The organism is Frankia sp. CcI49 (genome assembly GCF_001983215.1).
Classification (GTDB): domain Bacteria; phylum Actinomycetota; class Actinomycetes; order Frankiales; family Frankiaceae; genus Parafrankia; species Parafrankia irregularis.
The window spans coordinates 269,874-286,622 of sequence record NZ_MOWP01000015.1; the positions used below are offsets into that span (position 1 = coordinate 269,874).

At 73.7% G+C, this 16,749-nt stretch carries 12 protein-coding genes; 6 read left to right on the forward strand and 6 right to left on the reverse strand.

Features of this window, described 5'->3' with window-relative positions; translation table 11 throughout:
- Window positions 1-113 precede the first annotated feature (113 nt).
- The 4 genes from CcI49_RS14485 (at window position 114) to CcI49_RS14500 (ending at window position 10,257) form a co-directional block, all read left to right on the forward strand.
- Window positions 114-2,411: an MMPL family transporter gene (locus tag CcI49_RS14485; RefSeq protein ID WP_083749511.1), complete on the forward strand. Its 2,298-nt coding sequence runs from the start codon at window positions 114-116 to the stop codon at window positions 2,409-2,411.
- A 439-nt stretch (window positions 2,412-2,850) separates the two neighbouring features.
- Window positions 2,851-7,257, forward strand: a complete 4,407-nt coding sequence (locus tag CcI49_RS14490) for an alpha-(1->3)-arabinofuranosyltransferase family protein (protein ID WP_241840061.1) — start codon at window positions 2,851-2,853, stop codon at window positions 7,255-7,257.
- The gene (locus CcI49_RS40550) at window positions 7,254-8,813 is read left to right on the forward strand and encodes a hypothetical protein (RefSeq protein ID WP_131831095.1); all 1,560 of its coding nucleotides are present in this window, start codon (window positions 7,254-7,256) and stop codon (window positions 8,811-8,813) included. Before CcI49_RS14490 ends, CcI49_RS40550 begins: the two co-directional genes overlap by 4 nt.
- Window positions 8,806-10,257: an oligosaccharide flippase family protein gene (locus CcI49_RS14500; RefSeq protein WP_235498250.1), complete on the forward strand. Its 1,452-nt coding sequence runs from the start codon at window positions 8,806-8,808 to the stop codon at window positions 10,255-10,257. The genes CcI49_RS40550 and CcI49_RS14500 overlap by 8 nt, the downstream gene beginning before the upstream one ends.
- Window positions 10,258-10,303: 46 nt before the next feature.
- Here CcI49_RS14500 and CcI49_RS14505 read toward each other — a convergent pair whose 3' ends face one another.
- The 6 genes from CcI49_RS14505 to CcI49_RS14530 all read right to left on the reverse strand — a co-directional run bounded on the left by CcI49_RS14505 (window position 10,304) and on the right by CcI49_RS14530 (window position 15,738).
- Window positions 10,304-11,419 (reverse strand): VWA domain-containing protein, encoded by a 1,116-nt coding sequence (locus tag CcI49_RS14505; RefSeq protein ID WP_054569382.1) that lies wholly within the window; start codon window positions 11,417-11,419, stop codon window positions 10,304-10,306.
- The gene (locus CcI49_RS14510; protein WP_076827371.1) at window positions 11,419-12,453 is read right to left on the reverse strand and encodes a VWA domain-containing protein; all 1,035 of its coding nucleotides are present in this window, start codon (window positions 12,451-12,453) and stop codon (window positions 11,419-11,421) included. The genes CcI49_RS14505 and CcI49_RS14510 overlap by 1 nt, the downstream gene beginning before the upstream one ends.
- On the reverse strand, window positions 12,450-13,337 hold the full coding sequence (locus CcI49_RS14515) for a DUF58 domain-containing protein (protein ID WP_054569380.1): 888 nt from the start codon (window positions 13,335-13,337) through the stop codon (window positions 12,450-12,452). The genes CcI49_RS14510 and CcI49_RS14515 overlap by 4 nt, the downstream gene beginning before the upstream one ends.
- A complete protein-coding gene (locus tag CcI49_RS14520) occupies window positions 13,337-14,353 on the reverse strand; it encodes a MoxR family ATPase (protein WP_054569621.1) in 1,017 nt (338 codons plus the stop codon). The genes CcI49_RS14515 and CcI49_RS14520 overlap by 1 nt, the downstream gene beginning before the upstream one ends.
- Window positions 14,354-14,457: 104 nt before the next feature.
- Window positions 14,458-15,282, reverse strand: a complete 825-nt coding sequence (locus CcI49_RS14525; RefSeq protein WP_054569379.1) for a trypsin-like peptidase domain-containing protein — start codon at window positions 15,280-15,282, stop codon at window positions 14,458-14,460.
- Window positions 15,283-15,483: 201 nt separating this feature from the next.
- Window positions 15,484-15,738, reverse strand: coding sequence for a hypothetical protein (locus CcI49_RS14530; RefSeq protein WP_076827130.1), 255 nt, complete (start codon window positions 15,736-15,738; stop codon window positions 15,484-15,486).
- Between the two features lie 103 nt (window positions 15,739-15,841).
- Between CcI49_RS14530 and CcI49_RS14535 the strand changes: the two genes are divergently transcribed.
- Window positions 15,842-16,030 carry a hypothetical protein gene (locus tag CcI49_RS14535; RefSeq protein WP_076827132.1) on the forward strand — a complete coding sequence of 63 codons (189 nt, stop codon included), beginning with the start codon at window positions 15,842-15,844 and terminating at the stop codon, window positions 16,028-16,030.
- On the forward strand, window positions 16,020-16,685 hold the full coding sequence (locus tag CcI49_RS14540; protein WP_054569377.1) for a GPP34 family phosphoprotein: 666 nt from the start codon (window positions 16,020-16,022) through the stop codon (window positions 16,683-16,685). The genes CcI49_RS14535 and CcI49_RS14540 overlap by 11 nt, the downstream gene beginning before the upstream one ends.
- Window positions 16,686-16,749 lie beyond the last annotated feature (64 nt).

Consider the following 16,749-nt stretch of genomic DNA (forward strand, 5'->3'; position numbering starts at 1 on the left):
CCGGTGTACCGCGGCCGTGGTACACGGGCGGCTCCCGGCGCCGCGGCTGCGGTAGCGCGAAGTGTCCACGCTGGCTGGATGTGCTCACCGCCCGTCGCGACAAGGCTTGGGGCATGGCATTCCACCTACAACGCCTCGGGCGTTTCGCCTTCCGCCGCCGCGGACTGGTCATCGCCCTGTGGATCGGGGTGCTGGCACTGAGCGGCATCGGCGCGGCGACCCTGTCGGGCCCGACGTCGAACTCGTTCACCCTGCCGGGTACCGAATCCCAGCGGGCGGTGGACCTGCTGAAGGACCGGTTCCCAGCCATGCAGGCGGATGGAGCGGTCGCCCGGATCGTCCTCGCGGCACCCGACGGGCAGAAGCTCACCGACCCCGCCTGGCGGGCCGCCGTCGCCGACGTCGTCGACGACTTCACCGGCGGGGCCGACGTCGCCACGGTCACCGACCCGTACAGCAACCAGCTCTCGCAGGATGCCACGGTCGGCTACGCGCAGGTCAGCTACACCGTGGCTTCGGCTGACCTGTCCGACGAGGCGAAGGACACCCTCGAACACGCGATCGGCACCGGCCGGGACGCGGGCCTGACGGTGGAGGCCGGCGGTGACGCCGCCGAGGAGGCCTCGCACAGCGGCGCGACCGAGCTGATCGGGCTGGCCGTCGCCGCCGTCGTCCTGGTCATCACGCTGGGCTCGCTGGTCGCCGCGGGCCTGCCGCTGCTCGTCGCGATCGTCAGCGTCGGTATCGCGATGACCGCGATCACCGCCGCGACCGGCTTCATGGAGCTGTCGTCGAACACCTCGACGCTCGCCGTGATGCTCGGCCTCGCCGTCGCGATCGACTACTCGCTGTTCATCATCTCCCGCTACCGCCAGGAGCTGGGCCGCGGTCTCGACCGTGAGCATGCCGCCGGCCGGGCCATCGGCACCGCCGGGTCGGCTGTCGTGTTCGCCGGGCTGACCGTGGCGATCGCGCTGGTCGGGCTCGCCGTCGTCAACATCCCGTTCCTGACCGAGATGGGCATCGCGGCCAGCGTCGCCGTCCTGCTCGCGGTCGCCGTCGCGCTGACCCTGGTGCCCGCAATGCTCGGCGTGGCCGGGCGACGGGTCCGGCCCCGCGCCGAGGCCGCCGCCCAGCACCGGCCGACCGACACCACCCGCAGCCGCCGCTGGGCGTCCTGGGTCACGCGCCATCCCGCCGCCGTCCTCGTCGGCACCGCCATCGGCCTCGGCGTCGTGGCCATCCCGGCGCTCGACCTGCGCCTCGCGCTGCCCGACGAGGGCACCTCGGCGCCCGACACCTCGGCCCGCAAGGCCTACGATCTCCTGTCCGCCGACTTCGGCGCCGGCTTCAACGGCCCTCTCACGATCACCATCGACACCCGGCCCGGCGGCGGCGACTCCGCTGGTGGTGCCGCCGCTGGTGCCGCCGCCGCACCGGCAGCGGACCCGGCCGCGACCGCGGCTGCCGTCGCGAACAGCATCGCCGGGCTCGACGACGTCGCCAAGGTCACCCCGGCGACCGTCAACCCGGCCGGTGACACGGCGGTGTTCAGCGTCATCCCGAACTCCGGCCCGGCGGCCGAGGAGACGTCCGACCTGGTCCGTGCCATCCGTGACCTGCCGCAGCCGGCCGGCGCCGAGGTCGCGGTCACCGGTTCCACCGCGCTGGCGGTCGACATCACCGACAGCCTCTCCGACGCGCTGGTGCCGTACCTGATCGTCGTCGTCGGCCTGGCGATCATCCTGCTCTGCCTGGTCTTCCGCTCGATCCTGGTCCCGCTCACGGCGGTCGGCGGATTCCTGCTCACGGTCGTCGCCACCCTCGGCGCCACCGTCGCGGTCTTCCAGTGGGGCTGGCTGGACGGCCTGATCGGCATCGAGGGCCAGACCGGGCCGATCATGAGCCTGCTCCCGCTGCTGGTCGTCGGCCTGGTGTTCGGCCTCGCCATGGACTACCAGGTCTTCCTGGTCACCGGCATGCGTGAGCAGTACGTCCACGGCGCGCACCCGACCAGCGCGGTCATCAACGGCTTCGACCACGGAGCCAGGGTCGTCATCGCCGCGGCCATCATCATGATCAGTGTCTTCGCCGGGTTCATCCTCACCCCGGAGGCGCTGATCAAGCAGATGGGCCTCGCGCTCGCCTTCGGGGTCGCGGTGGACGCCTTCCTCGTCCGCATGACGATCATCCCGGCGGTGATGGCCCTGCTCGGCCGCTCCGCCTGGTGGCTGCCGCGCCGGCTCGACCGCGTCCTGCCCAACGTCGACGTCGAAGGCGCCAGCCTCGACGGGGCGCCGCAGCTGCCCGGGCCGCGCGAGGGCACGGATGCGCCCGCCGACTCCACGCGGGAACGGGACGTGCTCGTGACCGCGGCGCCGTCGGCGCCCAGCCGGCGCCCCGAGCCCTGACCCCGGCCTCACCTCGCGGGCCCGCGCCGCGTGTAACCGTACTTCTCCCTCCCTGGCGCCGATGTCCCCGGTCGTGCCGCGGCACGACCGGGGACATCGGCGTGTGCACGGGTTTCCGACCGGCGCCGCCAAAGTGGAGGGCTCACTGCTCAGGGTGTGTATCGCCCGGGTGTGGCCTCGCTTTTCTTGCTCTTGGTAAGCAATAAATCGCCGCTGGTGTCAGATCGAAGCGGAGGGTTTTCGTCCGTAAATGTTCGCAGACATCGAATGTTCGGTATAGCCAGCTTTGCGGCGTTCTGCCATAGTGGCTGCGACATTGGGTGGTCGAGTCTGCTTCGAGGGCAGGCGGCCGGCGGTCCACTGTCCCCGACGGCTGAGCTGACGCGGAAGAGGCGTTTGCGAATGGATATAGTATCCGATTTACCTGAGGCGATCTCCGGTGCCGGCTAAGCCACCGTCGGTGGCGCCACCGACGACGCCACCGTTCGCGGCCACCGGGCGATCCGCGGTGCGGCTCCCCGAGCGTTCCGCCGAATCCTCCGCCGAGCGATCAGCCGAACGATTAGCGGGGCCATCGGCTGGCCGATCCGCCGGCCCGCCGGCCGAGCCGGCGCTCGACGTCCACCCCGCCAGCGCGGCGCGTACGTCCCGCTGGCATCTGCTGTGGATCGCACTCGGATACATCACCCTGTTCGTGCTCCAGGCGCCGGGCAACCTCACCGCCGACACGAAGCTCGCCGTCGCGGTCAACCCGCAGCTGTACCTGTCGGACGCCACGCATCTGTGGAACTCGACCTCGGACTTCGGGTTCGTCCCGAACCAGGTCTCCGGCTACCTCTTCCCGATGGGGACGTTCTTCCTCTCCGGCCATCTGCTCGGCCTGCCGCCGTGGCTCACCCAGCGGCTCTGGATGGCCCTGCTGCTCACGGTCGCCACCTGGGGCGTCGTGCGCCTCGCCGACACCCTGCGGATCGGCCGGCCGGCGAGCCGGGTACTCGGCGGTCTCGGCTACACGCTCTCCCCGATGTTCCTGGGCAAGATCGGGGCGAGCTCGGTCGCGATGACCGGTGCGGCGATGCTGCCGTGGATCGTCCTACCGCTGGTGCGTGCCCTGCGGCCGGACGGTGCGGGCGGGGACGACACCGGACTCGCCGGGCCCCAGGCGCCGCCGGAACCCGCCACCGGTGGGCGGCGGCGGGGGCAGTGGAACCGGGGGCAGTGGAACCGGGGGCAGTCACAGCGGCGGAACCGACAGCCATCGGTGGCCGGCAGGCCCGTCTCGGCCGAGACCAGGCTCGCCCCGCGCCGCGCGGCCGCGTTGTCGGGCCTGGCGGTCCTGTGCATCGGCGGCGTCAACGCGAGCGTGGTGGCCGGCGTGCTGCTGTGCCCGGCGGTGTTGCTGGCCTTCGCGGGCGGCAGCCGGCGGGTGTGGGCGCTGCGGGCCTGGTGGTGCGTCGCGGTCGTGCTCGCGACGGCCTGGTGGGCGATCGGCCTGGTGGCGATGGGCAGGTTCGGGATGGACTTCATCCCGTTCACCGAGTCCGTCGCCGTCACGACGTCGACCGCCTCGGTGCCCGAGACGTTGCGCACCGCCACCGACTGGATGGCGTACCTGCGCCTGCCGACCGCCTGGCTACCGGCCGCGACCGCGCTCGTCAGCTCGCGGTACGCGATCGCCGGCTCCTACGTGATCGCGGCGCTGTCGATGTGGGGCCTCGCGCGCCGTGATCTGCCGGCGCGCAGGTTCCTGCTGGTCACGTTCGGCATCGGCACGGTGGCGATCACCGCCGGGTACTCGGGTGCCCTGGGCGGCCCGGTCTCCACCCATGTGCATGCCCTGCTCGAGGGTCCGCTGAGTCCGCTACGCAACGTGTTCAAGTTCATGTCGGTGACGCACCTGCCGATGGCTCTCGGGCTGACCCATGCGCTCGGGATCGTCGTGGGCCGCCTCGCACGCAGGGCCGGGAACACCGGCACCGCGCTGACCGGCACCGGGCCGACCGGGGTCACGGCGCTGGAGCCGATGGAGCACACGGTGCAGCTGCGGCGGCCGACCGCCGCCGACGGCCTGCCCCCGGCAGCGCGTGCGCGGCGGCACCGGCGGGGCGACGACCGGCGGGGTGACGACAAGTGGGCTCACGGCCGGGGCGACTGGCGACGGGTGACCGCGCGCGGCGTCGTGGTCCTGTCCGTCGTCGCGCTGATCGCCGGGATGCTTCCCGTTCTCGAGGGCAAGGTCCTGCAGCCCGGCGCGTTCGAGGAGGTCCCCGGGTACTGGACGGAGGCCGTCGACTGGCTGGAGGCGAACCCCGACGGCGGGCGCACCCTGCTGCTGCCGGGCACACCGTTCGCCGAATACGACTGGGGGCGTCCGCTCGACGAGCCGATGCGGTGGCTCACCACGACGCCGTGGGCCGAGCGCAGCCTCATCCCGCTCGGCAGCGTCGGTAACACCCGCTGGCTGGACGGCGTCGAGAACGCCCTGTCCGACGACGGCACCGGCCTCGCCGCCGCGCTCGTTCGCGCCGGCGTGGGGCAGGTCCTGATCCGCAACAACCTGGACGACGACGACTGGGACATCCCGCCGTCCACGGACGAGGTCCACCGGGCGCTGGAACGCAGCGGCCTGCAGCGTGTCGCGACCTTCGGGCCCCAGGTCCCGGGTCGGCTGTCCTCACGGGAACGGGCGCTGCCGAAGAACCGGCAGCGCACCCCCGACCCCGCGCCCGCGCTGGAGGTGTGGACGGTGCCCGGCGGTGCCCGGACGGTCGAGGCGTACCCGGCCGCGAACGCTCTGGTGGTGTCCGGCGGCCCCGAGGCGACGGTGCAGCTCGCCGCGCACGGCCTGCTCCCCACCGACCGCGCCGCGGTCCTCGCCCAGGATCTCGGTGATCCCGCCGACGTCACGGCGAACAGGGGCACGGTCGCCGCGTTGGCGGATGTCACCTCGCCGAGCGACGTCCTGACCCCGACGACCGGGCTCGCCGTCACCGACACGTTCGGCCGGCGCGACTACAGCTTCGGTGTCGTCCACAGCTCCGCCTCCTATCTCCTCGGCCCGACGGAGGACGCCGCGGGCAGAGGCGAGCTGTCGAAGGAGTGGACGGACCGGCCGGCCGCCGGTCACCAGACGACGTCCGCCTATGCCGGCGGGAAGTCGGTGACGGCGTCGTCGTACGGCTTCCTGCTGCGGGCCGCGCCCGAGTTCGGGCCGGCGAGCGCCGTCGACGGCTTGGCGTACACCTCGTGGATGGCCCGCCCCGACCCGGCCACCGGCTCGGAGGGCGCCTGGCTCAGGGCCGACGTCGGCACGCCGGTGACCGTGCCCTACCTGGAGATCAGGCTTCTCGTCGACATCGCCAAGCGGCCGGTGCCGCGGGTGATCAGGGTGACCACGGCGGGCGGCTCGGTCGACACTCCGGTGGCCGCGACCGAGGACGCGCAGCGGCTGACGGTGCCCGCGGGGGAGAGCTCCTGGTACCAGGTCACGCTCGTCGACGTCGTCGGCGGTGACCAGGAGCGGATGGGCGCCGGGATCGCCGAGCTGACGGTGCCCGGGCAGACCTTCGAGCGCTACGCCCAGGTGCCGTCCGACGCGACCGGGCTCTTCACGGGGGCGGCCACCGGACCGGTGCTGTTCGCCTTCGACCGGGAACGGGCGGACATCACCCAGCCGTTCAGCGCCTCGGAAGAACTCGCGATCTCACGCAGGTTCGACACGCCGCGCCCGATGCGGTTCACCCTCACGGCCACCGCGACGGCCGTGCCGCCCAAGGAGGGGACGCCACGGGTAGCCGAAGCGCCCGCAGTCCTCGACTGTGTGCGGGGACCCACGATCGTCATCGACGGCACCTCCTACCGGATGCGGGTCGAGGGAAGCACCACCGACTTCGCCTCCGGGCAACCGATGCGCGCGACCCTGTGCACACCGGACGGCACGGTCGCGCTGGCCGCGGGGACGCACCAGCTGACTGTCGTGCGGGACGAATCCGCGCTGCTCGTCGACACGATCTCGCTGGTCGGCGCCACCGCGCAGACCGGCACCTCCGCGCAGACCGGCACCTCCGCGCAGACCGGCACCGTCGCTCAGTCCGGCGCCTCTGCTCAAACGGGCGCCTCCGCGCAGACTGCCGTCGCCGAGGAGGCGGCTGCGCCGCGGCAGACCACCGTCGGGGAATGGACGGCGGAGCGGCGAACGGTCGAGATCGCTGCGGGGGCGCGGGCGTTCCTCGCCGTGCACGAGAACGCGAGCCGCTCCTGGACGGCGACCCTCAACGGTGAGCCGCTGACACCGGTGCGCCTGGACGGCTGGCAGCAGGGCTGGATCGTGCCGGCGGGTGCCAGCGGCACGGTGGAGATCGAGAACAGGCCCGGCCTTCGCTATCGGACCGGCCTCGCCGTCGGACTCGTGCTGGCACTGCTGCTGGTGGCACTGGTGCTGGTGCCCGGCCGCATCCGGCTACGCCGATCGTCGGACCCGGATGACTACCCCCGGTTCCCGGACCCGCGGCGGTCGACGTTGCTGCGGGCGGGCGCCAGGCTGCCCCGGTGGTGGGTCACGACAACCGCGGCCACGCTCGCCGTGCTGCTGGTGGCCGGTCCGGTCGCCCTCGCGGTACCGCTGTGTGCCGTCGCGGCGAAACGATGGCCCCACGCGCTGCCATGGGTCGCCGCGGCCGGAGTGGTCGCCGCCGGCGTCGTCATGCTCGTCACCCCGGACGTGGCACCCAGGACAGGCGAAGGCGCGTTCAGCGGATGGGCGCAGGCGGCCGGTGCCATCGCCTTCGCGGCGACCGTGGCCGCGCTTTCGATTCCTCGGCGGAGCCGGCGGGGGGCCGGACGGTGACCGGCCGAGCTACGGCCCGGGGGGTCGCCCACCGCCCGCTCAGCCTGCCAGAGCAGGTGCTGCTGGCGTCGGAGCAGAGCGAGATGCCGATCATCATCGCGCTGTTCGGCCGGACCGACGGGCATGTCGACGCCGGTTGCCTGGCGGCGGCGACGCTGCCGGTGTTCGCACGGCACCCGGCGGCCAGGTCCGAGCTGCCCGGCCGATCAGGGGGTGGTGGCTGGCGCATCCTCCCCGATCCGCGCCGCGCGTCGGTGGCCGAGGCCGCCGTCGCCAGTCCGCGCCACGCCTGGTACGCCCTGCGCCAGCACATGCTGGCGGGAATCGACCTGGGCCGCGCGCCGCTGGTGCGGCTGCTGGTGGTGCACCATCCGGACGGCGACTGGATCGGCATCGTCGGGCACCACCTGGCGATAGACGGCCGCGGCCTGCTCGTCCTGCTGACCGAGACCATGGCGGCCTACCAGCCGCCGCCGGCCCGCGCACTGGTCCGGGCCGACACATCCAACGCGTTCCATGGCGGTGCGGGGCGCGTGCCGGGACCAGGTGGCGCGCCGCGATCAGGCGGCGTGCCGCGAACGGGAGGCGTGCCGCGAACGGGAGGCGCGGCCCCGCCGGACGGCCCGGCCGTCGGCCCGTGCCGGGCGGCCCGAACGGGAACCGTCCGATGGCCGGCTCACGACTCACGCTTCCTCCGCCCGGCGGGGGCATCGGACATCGGCGGATTCGCGTTCGTGCCCCAGGTGATCCCCGCGCCGCGCGCGGCGAGACTGCCGGACGGACGACGGCCCACCGTCAACGACGTGCTGGTCGCCGCGGCCCACCTCGCCGCCGACCGCTGGAACGCCAGCCGCGGGCGGGCCAGCGGAACCCTGCGGGTCCGGGTCCCGGTCCGGGCGGCGGCATCCGGTGACCTGGACGGTCTGTCCTCCGGATTCGCCATCATCGCGAGCAGCCCGGTCGAACGCGATGTGCCGTCGCGGCTGCTCGGGACCGTCGTCGACGGGACGGCGGCCGCGAAGGCGACGTCGTCAGGCACGCCGGGCCCGGCCGCGCCGGCAGGGCCGGCCGCACCGGCCGCACCGGCAGGGCCGCGCCGTCCGGCAGCGGCGCGAGGGCTGGGGGTGGCGCGAGAGCTGGCTCAGCGGTGCCTGACCGCGATGCCGGGGCGGCTGCGAACGGGATTGCTGCGGTTCGCCGTCGCGTTGGCGCGGCCCGCGCTCATGCCGACTGTCGCGGTGAGCAACATCGGCCATGTGTCGACCAGCCTCACGGTCGGCCCGGGCGGCCCGCGGCTGCTGGACCTGCACCTCACCGCCCCGGCGAGGATGCCGCAGGGTCTTGCCATCCATGTCGTCCGGATGGCCGGACAGGTGCATCTGACGTTCTGCTACGCCCGTGGGCTGTTCAGCCATGACTCGGCTCGCGAGTTCGTCGGCCTGTTCCGCATCGCCGTGGCCGAGCTCGCGGATTCGGCTGATTCGGCTGATCCGGCTGATCCCGCCGATGCGGCGGATCCGGCCCCGGCAGCTGTGACGGCTGATGCCGGTGGGTGACGTGCCGCGCGGTGGGGTGCTGGCCACGGTGATCAGGCGGGATGTCGTCACCGAGATGCTGCGCGGGCCGATGCTGCTGGCAGCGGCCGGGATCGTCGCCAACGCCCTCAACCTCGTCATGAACCTGACGCTGGCGAGGATCATGGATCCGTCCGGATACGGCGCCGTCGTCGTCCAGACGAACGTCTACATGGTTCTCGCCGTGGTCGGCACCGCCGTGCTGAGCGCCGTCGTGCACCGCGACCTGGTCCAGACCGACGGCACCCGGCACGAGCGCAGGCAGTGGATCCGGCGGCTGCGTGCCATGACGTTCCTCGCCGCGCTGGTGGCCGCGCTGGCGTCGCTCGCGCTGTGCAGACCGGTCGCGGCCCTGCTGGCCTACCCGCATCCGATCGCGATCGCGGAGGCGGCGAGCGCCGCGGCCCTGTGGGTGGGCGTGTGCATCGAGCGCGGGCTGCTCCAGGCCAGGCGCAACTATCCCGGCCTCGCCCGGAACGTGATCTTCGAGACGGTTCTGCGGGTGACCTGCATCGTCGCCGCGGCCCAGACCGGGCTCGGGGTGAACGGCGCCGGCCTCGGTCTGCTGGTCGGCGCCGTGGTCGGTGCCGCGGCCGCCCGCCGGACGGTGGCCCGCACGCCCCGGGACGTCCCGCCGCTCCCGCCGCTCCCGCCGGCCGACCATCCGCCCGCCGCGGCGACGGCGTCCCCGGCACCGCGGCGGCGGACCCGGGACGCGCTGATCGCGGACACCTCCGTGGCGCTGGCGACCCTGGTGCCGCTCGCCCTGCTGCAGAACATCGACGTCGTGGTCGTCGGCTGGCTCAACCCGGACGCGGTGGGCGGCTACGCGGCGATCTCCACCGCCTGCAAGGTGCCGGTGTTCCTCGGGCTGGCGGTGGCGAGCTACCTGCTCGCGGAGGCGGCCAGGCGGCACCGGGAGGGCCGGCCCGCGCACCGGGCACTGGCGATGGCGATGGCTGTCGTCGTCACGCCGGGACTGGGACTGGCCGCCGTCGGCGCGGTCGCGGGCCGTCAGTTCATGTCGGTGCTCTTCGGGCCGGATCTGGCGGTGGCCGCGCCGTCGTTGTGGGTGCTCGCCGTCGCGACCACCTTCCTTTCGGTCACTCTGCTGTTCGCGACATACCTGTTGGGAGCCGGCAACCGGAAGATCGTCTGGGTGCTCGCGGTGTGTACCCCGCTGGCCGCGGCATCCCTCGTTCTGGCCGGCGGGGACATCATGAAAACGGCCGTGGCACTGCTCGGATGCCAGGCGTTGACCGCGGCCGCGGCCGGCGCGCTGGTGTTCCGGCGGCGCGGCGCACGGCCGGCAGCCCGTCCAGTGCCCGTGCCCGGCATGATGCCCGCACCGGATCCGTCCAGGCAGGCCACCAGACATGCGGCCGCTACCTTCGGCGACGATGCGAACGCCGGCCTGGCCAGGTGATTGAGCATCGCCGATTTCTTGTCGTGCCGACGCGGACAGTTCCCCGTCATGTCACCGTGCCCGGGCGAGGCGGCTGGGGGCGGCGCAGGCGGTTCCACCACAGGGAGAGGGCGAGGGCCGCGGCGACGAGGAGGCCACCGATGCCGGCGAACCAGGAGGCGATGTCGCGGTGCTCGTGCGTCACGGTGATGGTGCGGGGCAGGTCGGTAAGGGCGTCCTGCAGCTCGTTCGCGTTCTGCGCGCGGTAGTAGGTGCCGCCGGTGGTGCTCGCGACCTGCTTCAGCGCGTCCTCGTCGATGGCCCGCGGGTCGCGTTCGCCGTTGCGGCCGCCGCCGAAGCCACCACCTCCGCCACCGAAGCCGCCGCCCCCGCCGAACCCGCCGCCGAATCCGAAGGCGTCGTCCCCGATCTGCGAGCTGTCGCAGACCATCGGCGCCGGTGTCGTCGTCCCGAAGCCGATCGTGTAGACCCGCAGGCGGCGGGCGGCGGCTTCCCCCGCGGCGGTCTGCGGGTCGACGCCCACGGTGTTGGCGCCGTCGGTGAGTACCACGATGACGTCCGCCGCGTACTCCCCGCCGACGCCGCCGGCCGGGACGTCCGCCCCGGTCGGGGGGACCGACGGGTCGACCTCGGCGATGGCGTCGATGGAGGTGAGGATTCCCTGGCCGATGGCGGTGCCGCGGGACGTCGTCAGGCTCTTCAGCGCGTCCAGCAGCTTGTCGGTGTCGTCGGTCGGCGGGACGAGCAGGCCGGCGGTGCCGGCGAAGGTGACCAGGCCGATGCGGGAGCCGCCCGGCTGGGCCCGGATGAAGTCGGTGGCCGCCTTCTCGGCGGCGGTGAGGCGGTTCGGGGACACGTCGGTGGAGCACATCGAGCCCGAGACGTCCAGCGCTAGCAGGATCGTCGTCGAGTTCGCCGCGATCGGGACGCTCGCCTGCGGGCGGGCGGCGCCGACGCCGAGCGTGGCCAGCCCGAGCACGAACAGGGCGACGGGGATGTGCCGCTGCCACCGTTTCCGGCCGGGCAGCGCCACCCGCAGCAGCGCGACGGACGTCACCCGGATGGCGGCCCGCCGCCGGCGGCGCCGGGCCAGCCAGGTGACGGCGGTCAGCAGCGGGACGACGAGCAGCGTCGCCAGCGCCCAGGGCCAGGTGAGGGACATCAGGCGACCCTTCCCGTGCGCAGGATCGTGGGGACCGCGCCGGCTGCCAGCAGCAGGACCGCGAAGGCGGTGAACGCCCCGGCCAGCGGCAGGTCCTCGTGCTGGGTGGTCCGCCGCAGGTCGATGGCCGAGGCGACGCCGTCCAGCTCGGAGGCCTGCGAGGCCGGGTGGTAGGAGCCGCCGGTCGTCTGGGCGATGGCCTTCAGCGTGTCCTCGTCCAGCGCGGTGTGCAGCCGGTAGCCGTCCACCTCGACGGTCGCGCCGGCGGTGGTGCCGACACCGACCGTCTCGACGTGCACCCCGGCGGCCTGGGCGGCCTCGGCGGCGGCCTCGGTCGCCCCCGCCGCGTCGGCGCCACCACCACCGGTGCTGCCGCCACTGCTACTGCCGCCGCTGCCGCCGGTGCCCGTGTTGGCACCGGTGCCGCCGTCCTCGCCGTCGGAGAACAGCACGATGGTCGCCGAGCTCCAGTACCCCAGGTCCGGCGCGGAGCCGTCCGCGCCGAGCCGGACCGTGCGGCCCGTGATCGCCGACAGCGAGGTGAGGATCGCCTCCGCCAGCGAGGTGCCGCCGGTGACCTTCAGCCGGTCGATCGCCTCCTCGGCGGCGGCGTGGTCGGCGCTGGGCTGATGGGTGGTGAGCGCGCCGTCCTGGAACGCGACCACGCCCACGTCGACGCTGTCGGGCTGGGCGGCGACGAACGCGGCCGCCGCCTTCTTCGCCGCGTCCAGCCGGGTGGGCGTCACGTCGGTCGCGCCCATGCTGTTCGAGACGTCCACGGCGACGATCACCGTGCCCGCGGCGCGGGAGACGGGAACGGAGGCCGCCGGCCCCGCCGCCGCGAACGTGAGCACCGCGATTCCCGCGAGGCTGAGCCAGATCCCGAGCTGCGGCCCGCGGCGGCCCGCGGCGACGTCCACACCTGCCGCGGCGAGAGCGGTCCGACGCCGCCGCGCCGTCATCGTCGCGGCGACGGCGAGCGCGGCCACGACCAGCACGCCCGGAACGAGCAGCCAGGGGGCGGTGAGGCTCATGTGCGCCGCCACCGGGTGCTGGCGGCGACCCCGGCGAGGGCGGGGAGCAGGTCGCGGTCGGTGTCGATCCGGTGCAGCGGGACCCCGGCGCGGCGCATGCGGCCGGCCAGGTCCGCCTCACGTTCGGCCACCGCGTCGCGCAGCCGGGCGCGCAGCAGCGGGTCACCGGAGTCGACGAGCAGCTGCTCGCCGGTCTCGGCGTCCTCGACCAGGACGATTCCCACCTCCGGCAGGGCGTCGTCGGCGGCGTCCACGACGCGCAGGGCCACGACCTCGTGGCGGTGTGCCAGCCGCAGCAGCGGCCGATCCCAGCCGGCGGTGCCGATGAAGTCGGAGATGACGATGATCAGCGACCGGCGCCGGGCCAGGCGGGCCGCGGTGCCCAGCATCGCGGCGACGTCGGTGGTGCCCGCCTTCGGTGGTGCTGTGGCGGTGCGGGCCAGCTCGTGGCCGATGCGCAGCACCTGGCCACGGCCGGTGCCCGGTGGCACCACCCGGGTCGCGGCGCCGTCGTGGAGGACCGCGCCGACCCGGTTCCCGCCGCGCCCGAACAGCCGCGCCAGCACCAGCGCCAGCTCGGCCAGGACGTCGTGCTTCCCGCGGCCGGGGGCGCCGACGGTCATCGACGCCGTCCGGTCGAGCACGAGCCACAGGGTCAGCTCGCGGTCCTCGGTGAACTGGCGTACCTGCGGCTCGTTCAGCCGGGCGGTCGCGTTCCAGTCGATGCGGCGGGCGTCGTCGGTCTCGACATAGCCGCGCAGGCCGGCGAAGTCGAGGCCGGACCCGCGGTACGGCGTGCGGTAGGCGCCCAGCACCCGCCCGTCGAGACGGCGGACCACCTGCCATTCCAGCCGCAGCAGCAGCCGGTCGGGTGCGCCCGCCATCAGCGGGCCCGCAGCGGGACCTCGGGCATCGGCACGGCCCGCAGCACGCCGGCGATGACGGTGTCGGGGGCGACGTCGTCGGCCAGCGCCTCGTATGACAGCACGAGGCGGTGGCGCAGCACGTCGGGGACGAGCGCGTACAGGTCCTGCGGGACGGCGTAGTCCCGGCCGCGCAGGTAGGCCAGCGCCCGGGCGCCCAGCACAAGGGCGATCGACGCACGCGGGCTGGCGCCGTGGGTGACGTAGCGGTCCAGGTTGCCCAGCCCCACCGTGCTCAGCGAGCGGGTGGCGACGACGAGCCGCACCGCGTAGTCGACGATGGCCGGGTCGACGTACACGTCCTGGACCTGCGCCCGCATCCGCACCAGGTCCTCGGGGGTGAGGATCCGCTGGGTCGGCAAGGGGGGCCGCAGGGCCCGGTCGACGATGGCGTGCTCCTCCACCGGCGCCGGGTAGTGCACCAGGACCTTCATCATGAAGCGGTCGACCTGGGCCTCCGGCAGCGGATAGGTCCCCTCGGACTCGATCGGGTTCTGCGTCGCCAGGACCAGGAACGGGTCGGGGACGGGGTAGGTCTCGCGCCCGATCGTCACCTGGCGCTCCTGCATCACCTCCAGCAGCGCGCTCTGCACCTTCGCCGGGGCCCGGTTGATCTCGTCGGCGAGCAGCAGGTTGGTGAAGACCGGGCCGAGCGTCGTCTCGAACTCCCCGGTGTGCTGGCGGTAGACCCGGGTGCCGACCAGGTCGGCGGGCAGCAGGTCCGGGGTGAACTGGATCCGCTGGAACTGCCCGCCGACCGCGCTGGCCAGCGACTTCACCGCCAGCGTCTTCGCCAGCCCCGGTACGCCCTCGACCAGCAGATGGCCGCCGGCGAGCAGTCCGATCGCCATCCGCTCCAGCAGCACGTCCTGCCCGACGATCGTGCGTTTCACCTCGAACAGCACCTGCTCGAGCGGGCTGGCCGCGCCGCGGGAGGGGGCGGGTGCCGGGGTGGGCACGGGCACGGGTGCGGCCATGGGGGTGCCGCTGCCGGTGCCCCCGCCGGCCGTTCCAGCGGGCCTGCTGACGTCGGCGTCCTGTGTCATGGTCTCTGTCGATACCTTTCGTGACCTTGGTGACGTCAGATCCGCGGCCCGCGGCCGCCACCGGGCCCGGAGCCGCCACCGCCGCTGCTCAGGGCGCTGGAGATGGGCACGGCGAAACCGATGCCGGCGAACGCCTCGTCCTTGCCGGGGTCGGCGATGGAGACGACGATCCCGACGACCAGGCCGTCGGCGTCGAGCAGCGGGCCCCCGGAGCTGCCGGCGTTCACCGCGGCGTCGAACTGGATCAGCCCGGACAGCTCGCCGCTCTCCGTGGCCGTCGAGGGCGCGGTGCGATCCAGGCCCGACACGACGCCGGAGGAGACGCTGAACGTCAGCCCGAGCGGGTTGCCCAGCGCGATCACCTCGCCGCCGACCTCGACGCGGCTGCCGAGCGTGGCCGGCACGACCGGCTGCGGCAGTGTCGCCGGTGTGAGCATCGCGGTGTCGGTCTCCGGGTCGGTCGAGGCGACCGTGGCGGTGGACCGGGTCCCGTCGGAGAAGGTGAGGCTGATCGCGCCGCCGTCGGCGACGACGTGGCTGGCGGTGAGGACGCTGCCGTCGCCCGCCACGATCACCCCGGAGCCGACCGTCCCGTGCTCTGTCCGCACCACCACCACGGACGGCACGACCCGCTGGTAGACGTCCGCCACGCTGGGGGACGGGCTCGCGCTGGGGCTCGCCGACGGCGTCGGGACGGTGCCTGCCCGTGCCTGCGGGCTCCCGCCGGGCCGGGACGCGAGCACGGCGACCACCACGGCGAGCGTGACGATCGTGACGGCGGAGGCGATCAGCAGGGTGTGTATGCCGCGTAACCCGAAGGCGCGCCCGGCGGCCGCTCGGGGCTCGGGCCCGGACGTCATGGTCCTTACGCTAAGGCCCATTGCTGAGCAGCACCTGAACAACTGCTGTGTATCGGGCGGACCGCTCAGGAGGCGAGACGCGCCTGTCCGGCCCGGTCACCGCCAGGCCCCGTGCCTTCGCCTCGGCGACACCCGCCACCCCAGGCCACCTCGGGTGAGCTCAACGAGAGCCCGCGGGACGTCACCGCCATCCCGGCCGGCCTACGGTTCGACGAACGGTGAGCACGGCGCTTCCTGGGATCCGTAGGCCTCGCGGAAACGCGCATGCAGCCAGGTCGGATTGTTGATCTGGTCCCAGTCGCCGAAAGTGTGAGCCTGCGTGGCGAAGGCGATCCCGTCATGGGCCCCCCGCACGGCCCACGGCGCGAATGCGCCCCGGCCTTCAGCGGTCCAGGCGGCCAGGCGCTGACGGGTCACGGCATCCGGCAGGCCGTACTCGCTGCCCCGGGAAAGCATGGAGCATTCCCGGAAACCGCCGTGCCAGGTGTGATAAGGGCTCTGATTGAACCGAGTGCGGCCCGCGGCTTCTCGCGTCCATCCACGGCGGCGAGCCCGGCTCATGACCGCTCCCAGCAGCATCCACGCCGCTGCGGCGATGATCGTCCTGGTGGCCGCCGTCGACGGCTTCGGCACCGGCATGAACATCCGGGAGGTGCTCGGCACGCAGGCCTGGCCGTGTGCCGGGGCTGTCGCCTGCGGTACTGGCCGCGTGGGCGTGGCGTTGTATTCACATTCGTGTGAATCCTGACCTGCCCACCTCGCTGCCTGCGAAGCTTTATCTCCTGGCCTACAACCTGGAGAAGGACCAGATGTACGCCAACCGGCGCCTCGGCCGGGCCCTGCGGGCTGCGGCGCTGGTCGAACTGGAGACGGACGGATGGCTCACCGACGACGGTGGGCTGGTCCGGGTGGCCGCGGACCTGCCGCCCGGGCGAGGGGAGCCGACGCCGCGGGGCGGGGCCGGGCGCGCCGATCCGCTCGTCGCCGCGGTCTACCGCCAGATCAGCGAGGCTCCCGCCCCGCGAGCCTGGGTGGACTGGATCGACCACGACCACCGCTGCGCAGTGGTCGAGACCCGTGACGACCTGGAGTCGGCGGGCTGGCTGCGGGTGGCCCGGGGGCGGGTGCTCTCCGTGATCCCGACGTCCGCGGTCGTGCTCCTCGACCGGCCTCGGGTGCGGGAGCTGAACCGCGCCGCCGGTCCGGTGCTGCGCGGTGAGGTCACCTCGCAGGCCGCCCCGGCGGACCTGGTCGCGCTGGTGGCGCTGGCGGCGGCCGCCGATGTGATCACACTGGTGAACGTCAGCCAACGCAGGGCGTTCGCCGACCGGATCGCCACGCTCACCGTCCTGGCCGGCCCCGCGGCGGCCGCGCTCGCCGGCCGACGTCCCGCGCGGGGGTGAGGATCCCCGGACGGGACGTCGGCCCGGCTCGGTCGCATCCGTCGCCGGGTGCACTGGTCGAGGC